Annotated in this window: 11 protein-coding genes and 2 pseudogenes; 11 read left to right on the top strand and 2 right to left on the bottom strand. The window is 46.9% G+C overall.

Going from position 1 to position 14,480, the window contains the following annotated elements; genetic code table 11:
* Positions 1-41 precede the first annotated feature (41 nt).
* Both truD and folE read left to right on the top strand, forming a co-directional pair.
* Positions 42-1,171, top strand: a pseudogene (truD, locus tag EAO33_RS01810) (tRNA pseudouridine(13) synthase TruD).
* A complete protein-coding gene (gene folE, locus EAO33_RS01815) occupies positions 1,152-1,694 on the top strand; it encodes a GTP cyclohydrolase I FolE (RefSeq protein WP_120944423.1) in 543 nt (180 codons plus the stop codon). The pseudogene truD and the gene folE overlap by 20 nt, the downstream one beginning before the upstream one ends.
* Here folE and EAO33_RS01820 read toward each other — a convergent pair.
* Entirely contained in the window at positions 1,691-2,851 is a 1,161-nt protein-coding gene (locus tag EAO33_RS01820) for an FtsW/RodA/SpoVE family cell cycle protein (RefSeq protein ID WP_120944425.1), read from the bottom strand. The two genes, folE and EAO33_RS01820, sit on opposite strands and share 4 nt — an antisense overlap.
* Positions 2,852-2,968: 117 nt before the next feature.
* On the opposite strand from EAO33_RS01820, the gene flgB reads away from it, so the two are divergent.
* From flgB to EAO33_RS01850, 6 genes and pseudogenes are all read left to right on the top strand, one after another.
* Positions 2,969-3,391: a flagellar basal body rod protein FlgB gene (gene flgB, locus EAO33_RS01825; protein ID WP_120944427.1), complete on the top strand. Its 423-nt coding sequence runs from the start codon at positions 2,969-2,971 to the stop codon at positions 3,389-3,391.
* A 14-nt stretch (positions 3,392-3,405) separates the two neighbouring features.
* Positions 3,406-3,897 carry a flagellar basal body rod protein FlgC gene (gene flgC / locus EAO33_RS01830; protein WP_104752943.1) on the top strand — a complete coding sequence of 164 codons (492 nt, stop codon included), beginning with the start codon at positions 3,406-3,408 and terminating at the stop codon, positions 3,895-3,897.
* Positions 3,898-3,978: 81 nt separating this feature from the next.
* Positions 3,979-4,281 carry a flagellar hook-basal body complex protein FliE gene (gene fliE, locus EAO33_RS01835; protein WP_013468841.1) on the top strand — a complete coding sequence of 101 codons (303 nt, stop codon included), beginning with the start codon at positions 3,979-3,981 and terminating at the stop codon, positions 4,279-4,281.
* A 26-nt stretch (positions 4,282-4,307) separates the two neighbouring features.
* Entirely contained in the window at positions 4,308-6,146 is a 1,839-nt protein-coding gene (locus EAO33_RS01840; protein ID WP_120944429.1) for a peptidoglycan D,D-transpeptidase FtsI family protein, read from the top strand.
* A 43-nt stretch (positions 6,147-6,189) separates the two neighbouring features.
* Positions 6,190-7,293, top strand: a pseudogene (locus tag EAO33_RS01845) (Mrp/NBP35 family ATP-binding protein); the annotation flags it as partial.
* Positions 7,293-9,257: an FUSC family protein gene (locus tag EAO33_RS01850; RefSeq protein WP_120944432.1), complete on the top strand. Its 1,965-nt coding sequence runs from the start codon at positions 7,293-7,295 to the stop codon at positions 9,255-9,257. The pseudogene EAO33_RS01845 and the gene EAO33_RS01850, both read left to right, overlap by 1 nt.
* Here the strand turns inward: EAO33_RS01850 and EAO33_RS01855 are convergent.
* Complete coding sequence (locus EAO33_RS01855) at positions 9,254-9,931, bottom strand: RsmE family RNA methyltransferase (protein ID WP_120944434.1); 678 nt, start codon at positions 9,929-9,931, stop codon at positions 9,254-9,256. The genes EAO33_RS01850 and EAO33_RS01855 overlap by 4 nt on opposite strands.
* Positions 9,932-9,997: 66 nt before the next feature.
* Between EAO33_RS01855 and hemH the strand changes: the two genes are divergently transcribed.
* From hemH to ccsA, 3 genes are read left to right on the top strand one after another with little or no spacing between them, the layout of a single operon-like run.
* Positions 9,998-10,969: a ferrochelatase gene (gene hemH / locus EAO33_RS01860; RefSeq protein WP_120944436.1), complete on the top strand. Its 972-nt coding sequence runs from the start codon at positions 9,998-10,000 to the stop codon at positions 10,967-10,969.
* 52 nt (positions 10,970-11,021) lie between these two features.
* The gene (locus tag EAO33_RS01865) at positions 11,022-11,648 is read left to right on the top strand and encodes a SoxW family protein (RefSeq protein WP_120944438.1); all 627 of its coding nucleotides are present in this window, start codon (positions 11,022-11,024) and stop codon (positions 11,646-11,648) included.
* A complete protein-coding gene (gene ccsA, locus EAO33_RS01870; RefSeq protein WP_120944440.1) occupies positions 11,638-14,460 on the top strand; it encodes a cytochrome c biogenesis protein CcsA in 2,823 nt (940 codons plus the stop codon). Before EAO33_RS01865 ends, ccsA begins: the two co-directional genes overlap by 11 nt.
* Positions 14,461-14,480 lie beyond the last annotated feature (20 nt).

A 14,480-nucleotide genomic window follows, 5' to 3' on the forward strand; every position in this document is an offset into this window, starting at 1 on the left:
TCCAACTTGATTAAAGTCCTCGCAATGATTATAATTAAGGTATGGATAAACAACCGCCCTTTTTCCCTCTTGATGCGCCCACGCGCTTTTTTGCCTCCAGCCATGCTCCCATAGAGTTTTACTTTAAAAAATGCAGTCGGGATTTTAGCGTGCTCGAAGAGCCCCTTTATCCCTTTAGCGGGTGTGGGGATCACGCTGTGCTTAAGGTGCGCAAGAAAGATCAGAGCACTTGGGAGATGTTAAGCTTATTTTCACAGATAAGCGGGTGCAAAATACCAGACTTTGGCTATGCTGGGCTCAAAGACAAGCAAGCTATAAGCACGCAATATATTTCCATGCCCAAAACCCGCGCTACCATCTTAGAGAAACACACCTCCATTCTGCTAGAACATGGCATTAAGATTTTAGAGATCAACGCCCATAGCCATAAAATCCGCCTAGGGCATCTCAAGGGCAACCACTTTAGTATGCGCTTAAAAAAGCTCAAACCCTTGGACGCGCGCAAAATTGAGCAGGTGTTAGGTTTTTTAAAGGCTTATGGTTTTCCTAATTACTTTGGAGCACAACGCTTTGGCAAGAGAGGGGATAATTTCAAACAATCTGCCCCGCGCTCTAAAAAACTGAATGCCTTTTTTCTCTCCAGTTATCAAAGCCATCTTTTCAACCATTGGTTGAGCGCGCGCATGCGCTTAAACACCCTACTAGCCCACTTCTCCCCCCAAGAATTACATGCGGAGTTTCCCCTAGAGTTAGACACGCTCAAAGCCCTAAAAGCTCAAGAACACTATTTTAAACTCCTAGAGGGGGATATTCTATGCCATTATCCCTTTGGCAAATACTTCTGTCATGACGATCCTCTCAATGCCACACGCCTAATCACTCAAGAAATCGCCCCTACCGGTTGCTCACCGGGCAAAAGATCATGCATGCTCAAAACATAGCTTGGTCTTTGGAGTGTCCTTATGCCCACCCTCTTAAAGCAGTAGGAGATCGCCGTTATGCTCTGGTGTTTCCTAGTGATGTGCGTTTTACCTACCTCCCCCAAGAAGCCCAAGGCAAGTTAGAGTTTTTTCTGCCTAAAGGGGCGTATGCTACGATCTTTTTAGAGGAGATCGCTGGGCGGATTTTATTTACACCAAGCAAAGAGATTCATGCAAGATTTATGGCTTAAACTGTGCGCGCGCATAGGCGAAGACCCGCATAGAGAGGGGCTTAAAAACACCCCTGAGCGTGTTAAAGTCCTTTGGGATCACTTGATGCAGGGTTATAGCTGTGATCCCGAGCAAATCTTACAAAGTGCCTTTAGTATTGAGCGTTGCGATGGGATCATTGTGCTTAAGGATATTGAGTTTTATAGCATGTGTGAGCACCATTTGCTACCCTTTTTTGGGCATGTGAGTGTGGGGTATATCCCTAAAGATAAGGTCGTAGGGTTGGATGCGATCGCTAAATTAGTAGAGGCTTACTCAAGGCGTTTGCAAATTCAAGAACGCTTGAGCGAGGAGATTGCTAGCACCTTTGAGCGGATTTTACAGCCTAAGGGCGTGGGGGTGTTTTGTGTGGCTAAACATTTGTGCATGGCGATGCGCGGGGTGCAAAAACAAGAGGCGTTAGTGAAAACCAGCGCGCTTAAAGGGCTCTTTAAAAGCGATGCGCGCACGCGTGCGGAGTTTATGCAGTTACTCCAATCCTAACTTCTAGCCTGTTTGGAGAGGCAGAGCACCAGCCCTAATGCTAAAGAATTGGCGATAATGGAGCTACCCCCATAGCTCAAAAAGGGCACGGCGATTCCCTTAATGGGGATGATCCCACTCACCCCAAAGGCGTTAATGATGAAAGAAAAGCCCATCAGCAACGCCACACCCAAACAAAAGAGCATGTGTTTGGGGTTATCAAGGCGGTTGGTGATCTTAAACATCCCATGCAAGAGGGCTAACATCAGCCCCACACACACAAAGATCGCCACAAACCCCAGCTCTTCAGCTAATCCGGCTAAGATCATGTCTGTATGCACTTCGCTTAAAAAACCCAGTTTGACCACTCCCTCACCCAAACCCTGCCCGAATATCCCCCCGTGCTTGATGGCGTTGGTGGCGTGGTAGATTTGGTAAGGTTCGGGCAAATTGTCAATGCGCAGACTATTGGCAAGCTTGGAGGGCAATAAGGAGAGGATCGAGCTTTGCAAATTAGACCACCAAAGTTTCATGCGCAAAATGCGGTGCGCGCTGGTGAAAATCGCCACAAGTCCGATAAAAAGCGCGAGAGTGAAAAAGATTTTAAAGAGTTTAAAGCTTCCCCCTGAGAAAATCAACAAAAAGCCCAAGACAATGGCTAGTAAGATCACCTGCCCTAAATCGTTTTGCAACACCCCAATAAAAAAGGCAGCCAGCAAGAATAAGACGAAATAAGGGATGAGGATCATCAACTCGTCTTTGACACTGGCTTTTTCTTGGTTAAAAAAGGTGCGCGACAAACTCCAAGAGAGGAAGAACACAAAACCCACTTTAAAAAACTCCGTAGGGGCGAGTGAGAAAAAGGGGAGGCGAATCCAGCGTTTTGCCCCTCCCGCACTAGAGGACATGCTCTCAGGCAAGAAATTCATCAACACGATGAGTAAAAACGAACCAAAAAAGAGCACAAAACCCAGCTTGACAAACCATTTATCTGGATTGAGCCAAGAAATCCCCCACATCAGCACTATCCCCACTCCCACAGCCACCGCTTGGCGGATAAAAAAGTGGAATTCTTGGTAGCGGTATAAAAGGGTGGTGTAGGTGGAAAGAGAGTAGCTCATCACTACGCTTAAGCCCATCAGTAGGCTCGCATAGAGAAATAAACGCCGGTAAGCCATCAAAGACCTTTGGAAAATATGTTTGGAAACTATGCTATAATTATACAAAATTTTGCAGGCTTGGCTTTTGGGGTTGTGGAATACTCCTTGCTTTTAAGTCTCTAAGAAAGGGTTTTTATGGATTTGTCTAAAGCCTATCCTTTAGTGTATAAGGCGATGGATTATCGCGCCTTGCGGCAGGATTTGATCGCAAGCAATATCGCCAATGTGGACACGCCTTTTTACCGCCCTAAGGATTTGGATTTTGAAACCATGCTAGCCCATAAAAAGGCAGAGGTGTTTGATCACCAAAAAGACAAGCGTTTAAAGCTTGCAGAGACCAATCCACGGCATTTAGAGCCTAAGGACTATGAGGACAACAAGGCGACCATTTTTTTTAGGGATGGGCACTTGGCTAAGAATGATGGCAATAGCGTGGATATTGATATTGAGACCTCAGAGATGGGAAAAAATTCTACCATGTATTTGGCTCTTACTACCGCGCTTAAGAAACACAGAAGCATCGTCAATTACGCCATTGACGCAGCCAAGAATATTTAGAGGAAAGGACAACCATGTTTTTATCTAGTTTTGACATCAGCGGTTATGGATTATCCGCCCAGAGAGTGCGCGCTAATCTCATTTCTTCTAATATTGCTAACGCCAACACCACGCGCACCGACGAGGGCGGACCTTACCGCCGTCAAGAAGCGATCTTTAAATCCTTTGACTTCAACAAGGTGTTAAACGAAAAACTTGCAGAAAATAATAATCTAATGGAGTATGAAGACCCCTTAGATGAGAGCGATGACATTGAAAAACCTAACCCACCCATCATGGGGGTGTATATTGAAAAGATCGTGCGCGATGACAAAGCACCTCTTTTAAAATACGATCCCACCCACCCGGACGCGGACGCTAATGGCTATGTGTCCTACCCTAATGTCAATCCCGTGGTGGAGATGGCAGATTTGATTGAAGCTACGCGCGCTTATCAAGCCAATGTCGCGGCGTTTCAAAGCACTAAGAACATGGCAACTAATGCCATTGGCATGCTACAAGCTTAATTTAAAGAAAGGAGATTCTCTTTTGCGCTTAAAGATTCGCTAGAAGAGACGATATAGGTGGACAAGATGCAAGGAGTCAACATGAAAACTTTATACACTGATATAGGGTTGAATAAAGCTAGCACTCCTTTAGATTCAAAGGCGCATGAGAATCTAATGGAGAAGGGGGAGTTCTCTGCGATGCTCAAGCACTCTATTGATGAACTCAACAACACCCAAAAGGAGTCCGATAAGGCACTCGCAGACATGGCAACCGGGCAAGTTAAAGACCTGCACCAAGCCGCGATTGCTATTGGCAAAGCCGAAACTAGCATGAAGCTTATGCTAGAGGTGCGCAACAAGGCGATTAGTGCCTACAAAGAGTTGCTAAGGACACAGATTTAACCTCTTGCTTGTGCTAGGAAGCTTTTATGAGCACTGAGCCAAGCCCTGCTACCCCCCCCCTCCCTAACCCTGAATTAGACCCTAGACGCACTGAGAGGCTTTTACTCATCTTCTTAGTCGTGGGGGGCTGTTTGCTCCTCTTTGTGGTGGTGATGTTTTTTAAGGCGATCTTACCTCGCAAAATGCCCGCTTTTGTGGTAACAAAAACTAATATCGCCACGCGGGGTAGCATTTATAGCCAAGATGGTTTTAGCCTAGCTAGCAGTCAAAAACTCTTTAAGGTGAGTTTTAACCCTCTCTCCATTGATCCAGACAAGCGCGACTTTTTTATTGACTTGCTCTCCATTTACACCAATATCCCCCGCTCCCTCATCGCTGAAAAATGCACCCAAAATAGCTATGTTACCCTCTCTTATAATATCAACGCCAACACGGCAGCAAGCTTACGCCAGCTCAACGCCAAGCTATTAGCCTATAATGTCTTTGTGGAGTATGAAGACAATAGTAAAAAAATCGTGCCTAAGATCGGGCTCAATATTGAAGTGAGCGGGATTGCTAGAAACTACCCTTATAAAGATAATTTTGAGCCCTTAGTGGGCTATGTCAAAAAGATCGACACCTCTAAGATCACAATGGTGCAGGGGGTCAAGGGCTTAGAAAAGTTTGACAATAAAATGCTTGTTGCCAAACATGACGGGCAGGACACGGGCAAGCGCGACATCGGCTTTAATCTCATTGAGGATAAGAGTTTTGAGAGTATCGCGCGCGTGGATGGCTTTGATCTCACTTTGAGTATCCCCTTAAAGATTCAACGCGATCTAGAGCACCTCTTAGACAGGGCAAAGACTCATTATAAATCCCAGCAGATCATTGCAGGCGTGTTTTCTCCAAATAATGGCGAAATCCTTGCCCTAGCGACCACTAATAGATTTAACCCCAATAATATCCAAAAGAGCGATTACTCAGCATTGAATGTAGATGCGATCGAACTCTCCTTTGAGCCCGGGAGCACCATTAAGCCCATTGTTTATAGCCTGCTGGTAGATAAAAAACGCATTGACACCACTAAGCCCATTGATTTAAGCCATGGTGTTTACAAGCTGGGCAAATACACCATTAGAGACGATCTCATCCCCCCCAAAAACCCCACAATCGAAGATGTTTTAGTGCGCTCCAGCAATGTGGGCATGATCAAACTCTCTAAACGGCTGAGTGGACCAGAAATGTATCAGGGTTTGAAAAGTTTTGGGGTGAGTGAGCCTACTGGGATTGACTTGCCCTATGAAAAAACGGGGCTACTCCCCAGTGTGCGCCTGCTCAGTGGTGAAGTGTATAAGGGCAGTGTTTCTTATGGCTATGGCTTGCGCACCACCTTTATGCAACTCTTGCGCGCTTACGGGGTGTTTGCTAATGGGGGATTTTTAGTAACTCCCCACTTGGTGCAACGCTTTAGTGCCTCCAATGGCGATGTTTATATCCCCAATTTCCCCCCTAAAAAACAAGTCATCAGCAAGGAGAGCGCGCGCAAAATGCAAGAACTCTTGATTAAAGTCGTAACCCATGGCACGGGCAAGAGCGCGCAGGTGGGTGGGCTTATCATCGGGGGCAAGACAGGCACAGCACGCATTGCCAACAAGGGCAAATACACTGATGTTTATAATAGCTCATTTTTTGGCTTTGCTAGGGACAAGCAAAACACTTATGGGATTGGTGTCGTGGTTTTTGGCTCTTTGGGGAGTGAAGAGTATTATGGCAGCCAAACAGCCGCGCCCATTTTTAAGCAGATTGTGCAATTGCTCATTAAAAACCAGTATCTCACGCCCACCCTCATATCTCCCCCCAAAACCCCCGCGCACAGACATTAAGAAAAATGCGAATAAGCCATGTTAGACTAAGAATACACCCAAAAGGATAAAAATGATTACACAAGATCAGGTCTTAAACGCGCTCAAAAGCGTTATTTACCCCAATTTTGAGCGCGATATTGTCAGCTTTGGCTTTGTCAAAAATATCACCTTGCATGAGAGTCGTTTAGGGCTACTCTTAGAAATCCCCTCTAGCTCCCCAGAGGTCAAAGCCACTTTAGAAAGGGAAGTGCGCGCCAAAATGCAAGAGATTGGCATCAGCGCGCTACAACTAGACATCAAAACTCCCCCTAAAAAAGAACCCCAACAAGCCACCAGCAACAAAAACCTAGCCCCCAATATTAAGCATGTGGTGATGGTTAGCTCGGGTAAGGGCGGGGTGGGCAAGAGCACCACCAGTGTTAATTTAGCCATTAGCCTAGCCCAAGCTGGGCAAAAAGTCGGCTTGCTGGATGCGGATGTCTATGGTCCTAATATTCCTAGAATGTTAGGCTTGGTGGGCGTGGACCCCATGAGCGATCCTAGTGGCAAAAAACTTATCCCGCTAGAAGCCTACAATGTCAAAACCATGAGTATGGGGCTACTCTATGAAGAAGGGCAGAGTTTAATTTGGCGCGGACCCATGCTTATGCGCGCCATTGAGCAAATGCTCACCGATATTTTATGGGGACAGCTAGATATTCTCATTGTGGATATGCCCCCGGGCACGGGCGATGCCCAGCTCACTCTAGCCCAAGCCGTGCCCATTAGTGCAGGCATTAGTGTAACCACCCCCCAATTAGTAAGCCTAGATGATGCCACGCGCTCTTTAGACATGTTTGCCAAATTGCATGTTCCCATTGCGGGCGTGATTGAGAACATGAGCGGGTTTGTCTGCCCGCATTGCGCGCACACTAGCGATATTTTTGGCAAGGATAACTTGAGCGCGCTCCTAGAGGCTTACCAAACCCAAGCACTCGCACGCATCCCCTTAGAAATGCAGGTTAGAGAGGGAGGGGATAAGGGCACACCCATTAGTGTGCTCAATCCTAAATCCCCGGTCAGTCTTGCCTACCAACAAGCTAGCGAAAAACTCCTAGAATTTTTAGCCAAAGTAGCGCGCGAAGAGTTGGCAACCAACAAAGAAATTCAACCTACGATCCGCTAGTGTTTAACGCTTTCAAACGCGCTGTTCACCTCTATGATCCGGGTTACTTTAGCCTGATCTACGCGCTCAAGGCGACCTTTACCACTTTTTTATGCGCCGTCTTGGGGGCGTTTTTCTTTAGTCCCTTTATCACCATTTGGGCAGGGTTTCAGGCGATTTTCATTTACTTTTTAAGTGTGCTCATTAGCGACAAGGATCATGAGATCCACTATCTATTGAGCTTTGTGGCAATAAGTTGTGCGATCATCATGCTGGTGTATCCGGTGGCGCATTTTGGGGTGTGGCTGTGCGTACCCCTATATTGCATCACTTTTTTTGTGGGGCTCTCTATGGCTTATAGCATGGACTTACACAAGGTGTGCAATACCGCTCTTTCCAATGGACTCATCACTTGCTTATACCTAGACGCGCACGCGCCTATTAATCTAACCCAGAGTTTAGGCATGGTGAGTTTATTGGCTATACTCAGTATCCTCCTGCAGTATTTTGTCTTTGTCTCCAAATACAGCGCTTTCACCAAAAAGCGTTTTAGTATTCTGCTCTCTAATATGGAATTGATGTTGCAATACGCCAACCACCCGCACGACTACGCCATGATTAAGACCCAAGTGCTCCAGCAAATCCAAAACACCAAGAGGATTTTAAACTCCAAATCCAGTAAGATCAAAGACCCCCATACCATCCAAAATCTCCAACGGAGTCTCTTTCAGCTCCACGCCTTAGAGGAAATCTACCACTCCATCCACTCTATCTATGGCTATTTCAACACCCAAACCCTAGAATTAGTGCGCCAAGAGCTCTTATTGAATTTCCAAATTTTAGCAGGGGTATTTAGCCAAAAGAATATCCCCTTACACATGGACGCTTTGCAACATCTTAACCCCCATGTGGATAAACTCGTGCGCCACTCCATTGAGATCATTTACAACAAAATGGAGGTGTTTTTAATCGGGGGAGAAATGCCCTTAAGACCCCCCACCAGCACACCCCCCTCCTTTAAGAGTGTCTTAGAAGCCCTGCACTTCAAACACCCCATCTTCCAATACGCCTTTAAATACGCGACCGCCATGGGGATTTCCGTCTTTATTGCGCGTTATTTTGGCTTTAACCATGGCATGTGGATTGCGATGGCGACCCTGCTTGTTTCGCGCTCGTCTCTAGGGAGCACTAAGGAAACCCAATTAGAATTTGTCAAGGGATCGGCTGTCGGGTTATTGCCCGGTTTGTTGGTGGTGTGGCTTTTTGCAGACACTTGGGTGTTTTATGTTTGTTTGGGGTTGGGGGTGTTCTTGTTTATTTATCTCAAGGTGTATTCCTACACCACTTGGGCGAGCGCCTTGATGTTCGCCTTTTTGCTATGTTTTTCACTCTTTACGCACAATTTTATGGATATTGTGGTCTCAAGAGTAACAGACATCGCGCTAGGAATCGCCATTGTCTATAGCGTGTTTTTATTCTTGTGGCCCAAATACGATAAGGACGCGTTTATCCAGCACATGCAAGGTGCACTCAACACCTTAAAAAACCTACTCAGCCTCACTCTTAAGCCCCATAACCCCCGCGCCCTAGACATCCAAAGCCATTTTTTAAACCAATACAACGAGTTTAAGCTCTGTTTGAAACACGCCCGTAGCGAGACTTCTGACACCAAGAGTATCCAATCTCTCTTCCGCGCGCTCAAATGTTTAGATGTGTTAGACACCTTGAGTTACCGCCTCTATGAGTATTGCTACAACACCCCCCTTTGTCAAGAAGTCCAAGTCTTGGTGCACAACAACACCCGCTTGATTCTTAGCCGCTACACACAAATACTCAACTATCTGCACAACAAGCCCCATTATTTCAAACCCCAACAAGCCGGACGCCTACTCCACATCAGCCATGATCTAGATACCCTCTTTGATACCCTCTTTGATACCCAAAACGCGCTCTTTAAAGAAATTACAGCCGTGTTTAAATACTAGGCTTTGCAACTTCCCAGCGCGCCAAGCCACAAAGCCGCCCCCTCACTTGTTAGAATAAAGCAATTAGGCGCGCTGTAAATCTCTCTGTCCTTAAATAGCTGTTGTTCTTGGCTGGAAAACCCGCCCTCAGGTCCGATGAGTATGCCTCCCTCTAGACTGGCTAATCCATCGCTCCCATGAAAATCTAGCACTTTGGCGCGTGGATAGGCTTGTAATACCGCTTGGGTGTTGGCAAAATGTTCTAAGATCATCAAGTCGCCACGCCCACTTTGTTGGTTAGAGGCGATCAAAATCTTTTGTAAGCGTTGCATTTGGCGCGCCCCAAAGACTTCTCTTTGGCTGTATTGCGCGTAAAAAAAGCTAATCTTACCCACCCCCATTTGATTCAAATAGGGCAGGACTCTTTCGATCTCCCTATGCGCGATCAAAGCCCAAATCAAATGGGTTTGTTGTGCGGGGCGTTTGGGAGAAAAACGACTCTCTAGCAGGCGTAAACACGCGTGTTTTTTGTGCACGCTCACCTGGGCATAGAGATAGAGCATGTCATCAACAAGGTTTCTAAAAGCCAAGACTTCTTGAACCTGCGTGCGCCTACTGGCATACAAATGCCTATGAAGCGCGCCTTCTATAACAAGCTCTACTTGGCCGGCACTAGGGTGGTAACTAAATTGCATGCCTCTACTTTAACACTTTTTTGGCAGGTTTTATGATAACATTATGGATAAAACAATGGATGATTTTTGAACCCTACACCTTCTCAAGAAGCGGTGGTCTTATTGAATATGGGCGGACCCAACCACTTACAAGAAGTGGAAGTTTTCTTGCATAACATGTTCAATGACCCCTGTATCCTCTCTATTAAAAACGCCCGTTTGCGCCAATTGGTGGCTAAATGCATTGTCAAAAGCCGTGCTTCTAAATCGCGCGCCATCTACGCGCGCATTGGGGGTAAATCCCCCATCGCCTCTTTGAGCGCGCAACTTGCCCAAAAGTTATGCGCTCTCGATCCTAGCCGCTATTACACCTACGCGATGCGCTACACCCCCCCCTACGCCCTAGGGGTGCTCGAACAACTCCAACAACGCGCGATCAAGCATATTACCCTCTTTTCCATGTATGCCCAATACTCCACAACCACCACTCTCTCCTCGCTCACAGACGCGCACAACGCCCTTAAGAGTCTCAATTACACCCCGCTTTTAAACATCATCGATCGCTTTTACACCAACGCGCTTTACAACCAAGCCATTGTGCAAAGCATTATAGCGACTTTAAAGGGGCGCGATCCCCAAGAGTTTGTGTTGATCTTTAGCGTGCATGGTCTACCTGAGCGCGTGATCCTACAGGGCGATCCCTACCAAGCTGAGTGTATCCACCATGTGAGTTTACTCAAGCAAGCCCTAACGCGCGCGTGTGTTTTTTTTAAGCATGTAGAGCTGGCTTACCAATCCAAAGTAGGTCCTATGAAATGGCTAGAACCTAGCACAGAGGCGATGATAGAACACCACCGTAAGAGCAAATTGGTGATTTACCCCCTCTCTTTTAGCATTGATAATTCTGAAACCCTGTATGAATTGCAAATCCAATACCGCTTGGATGCCAAGCGTTTGGGGGTTTTAGAATATTTAGTCTGCCCTTGTTTGAACGATCACCTCGATTTTGCCAAAGCCATTTTAGAAGTTTTAGATAATCAACGCACCAAGCCAAGCTAGATTTACTCTATAAGACTACAATGAGAGCCCTATCTCATTTGAAAGGATTGATATGCATAGGTTCTTTTTGTGCTTACTCACTTTGCTAGCCCTAGCCCATGCCAATGATGATGCCATCAACGAAGAGATGATTAGCTCAGGGAGCACTAGCCCCAAACAAGCCCTAGAGGAAGCCAATAACCTAGACAAGCTAAGTTATGCCGGACTAGAAGATGTCTTTTTAGACACCAACACCATCGCCCCGCATGGCAAGTACATGTTGCTTGTCTTTGGCAAAAATGGCTGTTCTTATTGCGAATTGCTCAAGCAGGACATCAAGCAACATGACGCGCTCAAAAATTTCATCAAAGCCCATTACAGCGCCTACTACATCAATATCAGCTACTCCAAAATGCACAATTTCCAAGTGGGTGGTCCGCACAAAAACAGAGAGTTTAAGCTCCCCACCGCCGAATTGGCTTCTATTTACGATGTCAATTCCACACCCACGATTGTCTTTGCCAACCCAGATGGCAAAACCATTTACGAGCTCCCCGGTTACATGCCCTATAAACAATTCCTAGCCGTCCTAGAGTTTGTAGGCAAGGGCTTGCACAAGGGGATTAAGGACAATAAAGAGTTTATCAGCAAGTTGCGCGCCTATATCTTGAAGCGCACTAGGGAGCTCAATGCGGCTTAAAACACTCCTTTACTTTTTCTTGGGTTCGTTTTGGGTGGCAATCCCGGTGATGATCACCTATGCCACCGCTTGCGCGCTAGCGACCTTTGTGGAAAATGATTATGGCACACCTGCTGCCCAAGCGGTGGTTTACCACACTTGGTGGTTTAACGCTCTGCACGCGTATTTGTTGATTCTCATCATCGGATCGCTCATTAGCTCTAGGGCGTTCCAGCGCAAGCGTTGGATAAGCATCTTTTTTCATCTCTCTTTGGTGGTGATCATCGTGGGAGCGGGGATCACGCGCTTTTTTGGCTTTGAAGCCACCATGCATATTAGAGAGGACGCTACCAGCAACGCGATCACCACTAGCGACACCTATTTGAATATCCAAGCTAGTAAGCCAGATACCCCTCCCCTGCATTTCGCGCTCAAAAGCGCGCTTTCACCCTTTTCTAGACACTTGCCCAAACAAAGACTCAGTGTCTTTGACCAACCTCTCCTCTTAGAGCCCTTGAGTGTGCGCAAGCAAAACCCAGATAAAAAGGACAACCACGCCCTTTTGCAACTCAAGGTTAGTTATCAGGGGCAAAGCCATATCTACGCTATTGTAGGCGGACCCGGGATTGAAAGCCAAGATGTGAGCGCGGATTTTCAAGGGGTGCGTATCGCGATCAATTGGGGAGTTACCACAAAGAAACTCCCCTTTGCCCTCAAACTCAAACGCTTTGAATTGGAACGCTACCCGGGGTCTATGAGCCCCTCTTCTTACGCCTCTGAGGTGGAGATTTTAGATAATCAAGGCAAGCTCATCAAGCCTTATCGTATCTTTATGAACCATGTCTTAGATTATGGAGGGTATCGCTTTTTCCAAAGTTCTTACGATCGCGATGAAAAAGGCACGATCCTCTCTGTCAACAAAGATCCGGGCAAACCCATCACTTACCTAGGCTATGCGGGCTTGATCTTAGGAGCGATCGCTTTGCTCTTTGGGCGTAGCGGGCGTTTCCAGAGGCTATCTCTCTTTTTAAAATCCCAAAACATTGCCGGGTTATTCTTGTTGGGCATGCTGGCTTTGGGAGGGACACATTTGCGCGCCGAAGCAGGCAAAATTGACATGCATGGGGGCAAGCCTGAAGCCACCCCTTTAAATGACATGGGTAAGGCTGCCCTAGAAAAAGAAAAGATCGCCACCTTACATGCGGGCATCATCCAGCGCATGAAAAATCTCAAAGCGCACTCTAAGGGCAAGTTAGGCAAATTCCAACGCCTGCAAGTGCAGGGTTTTGATGGACGCATTAAGCCTTTGGACACCTTGAGCATGGATTTGATCCACAAGATCACCCACCACGATGGCTTCAAGGGCATGGACAATATCCAAGTGATGTTAGGCATGATGCTCTACCCAGATGACTACAAGAGTATCAAGATGATCTACACCTCCACGCACAAATTGCGCCGCATCTTAGGCGTGCCCCCTAACCAAGCGCGCGTGGCTTTTGTAGACATTTTTGGTCCGCATGGTTACAAACTCCAAAACTATGTGGAGGAGATCAACCAAAAAGCCCCCAAGGATCGCGATGAATTTGACAAGGACATCTTGCGCGTAGACGAACGAGTCAACTGGGTTTACACCATTTTTAGTGGGGCGATTTTGAAAATTTTCCCAGAGAAAAACTCTAACTCTTGGCTCTCCCCAGCTGATGCGATCAAGAGTAGCGATGCGCCTTTGGCTAAAGAAGCTAGGGAATTTTTACGCGCTCTCTTTGTGGGCTTTGATGCGGGAGTGGACTCTAACCAATGGGACAAGGTGAATCAAACCTTGGACGCACTGGGTGCCTACCAGCGTGCCCATAGCTCTCTAGTCTTAAGCCCAGCCAAGATCAACGCGGAGATCTTTTTAAACCATAGCAATTTCTTTAACATGCTCACTCTGCCCTATATTTTGCTAGGTTTGCTCTTATTAGGGGTGGTGTTGGTAGCCACCTTCAAAAACAAACCCCCTAAGGCGTGGGTGCATTGGGGGTTTTATGGCGCGCTCTTGTTACTAGCCCTAGCGCACACGGCTGGGCTCTTATTGCGCTGGTATGTGAGCGAGCACTCCCCTTGGAGCAACGCCTATGAATCCATGCTCTACATCGCATGGGCGGCTATTGTCGCCGGACTCATCTTGCGCTCTAACTTAGCCCTTTGCGCTTCTAGCTTTTTGGGGGGAATCGCCCTCTTTGTGGCGCACTTGGGCTTTATGGACCCCCAAATTGGCAATCTTGTGCCCGTGCTCAAATCCTATTGGCTCAATATCCATGTGTCCATCATCACAGCCAGTTATGGCTTTTTGGGCTTGTGCTTTATTTTGGGAATCTTAACCCTCCTGCTCTTTGTGTTAAGAAGCCCCAAACGCCCCAATATTGACACCACGATCTGCTCCTTGAGCGCGATCAACGAAATGGGCATGATCTTAGGGCTTTTATTGTTGAGTGTGGGGAATTTCTTAGGGGGCGTGTGGGCTAATGAATCTTGGGGGCGTTATTGGGGCTGGGACGCTAAAGAAACTTGGGCATTGATCTCCATTGCGGTTTACGCTGTGATCTTGCACCTGCGCTTTTTGCGTTTTGAGTTCATGCCCTTTGTCTTTGCTAGCGCGAGTGTGGTGGGCTTTTACTCCATTTTGATGACCTATTTTGGAGTCAACTACTACCTCTCAGGCATGCACAGCTATGCCGCAGGCGATCCTGTGCCCATCCCTAGTTTTCTCTACTTCTTTGTGGCGGGCACTTTGCTTCTCATTGTAGCGGCTAGCTGGAAACGCCAACTTGTGATGCCCAAATTCTAGTGTTATTAATTTTAAGTGGC

The organism is Helicobacter labacensis (assembly GCF_003660285.1).
GTDB lineage: Bacteria > Campylobacterota > Campylobacteria > Campylobacterales > Helicobacteraceae > Helicobacter > Helicobacter labacensis.